General features: G+C 65.4%; 1 protein-coding gene. It reads right to left on the bottom strand.

Annotated elements, in window-relative coordinates:
* Window positions 1-339 precede the first annotated feature (339 nt).
* On the bottom strand, window positions 340-563 hold a 224-nt coding region (locus tag BKD30_RS06325), incomplete at its 5' end, for an integrase core domain-containing protein (RefSeq protein WP_143588083.1).

Genomic DNA, 563 nt, shown 5'->3' with positions numbered 1-563 from the left:
CGCTGCCTACACCGCCCATCCGGAACGCTTCGGCCACCGCCGACCCGCAGCACCCACACTGCCCGCCACAGCCTGGATCAACCAACCCTCACAGGAGGCCCTCATACAGACCGCCTGACGGAAACTGTCTCACCAGACTTGACACCTTCCGACTTGGGAGGAATCTCGATCAGTGCCTTGTTGATGAGTACCGCGAGGGGGTTCAGATCGCTCGCATGCGCTTCGAGGCCGCGGAAGGTGTCAAGTCTGGTGAGACAGTTTCCGTCAGGCGGTCTGTATGAGGGCCTCCTGTGAGGGTTGGTTGATCCAGGCTGTGGCGGGCAGTGTGGGTGCTGCGGGTCAGCGGTGGCCGAAGCGTTCCGGATGGGCGGTGTAGGCAGCGTCGAGGGTGACCTGCCGCTGGGCGCGGACTTGTCCCGCGGTGCCGAAGTGGACGCTGGCCGGGGTGTGCAGTCCGATCCCGGAGTGGCGGTGCTCGTGGTTGTAGTAGCCGAAGAACGTCTCGCCGAACGCGCGGGCGTCGGCCAGGGAGCCGAAGTTGACGGGGAAGACCGGGGCGTACT

Origin of the sequence: Tersicoccus phoenicis (assembly GCF_001968835.1) — a bacterium.
GTDB classification, from domain to species: Bacteria; Actinomycetota; Actinomycetes; order Actinomycetales; family Micrococcaceae; genus Tersicoccus; species Tersicoccus phoenicis.
The sequence above is the reverse complement of the archived record's forward strand: the minus strand, read 5'-3'. Positions and strand labels throughout refer to the sequence as shown.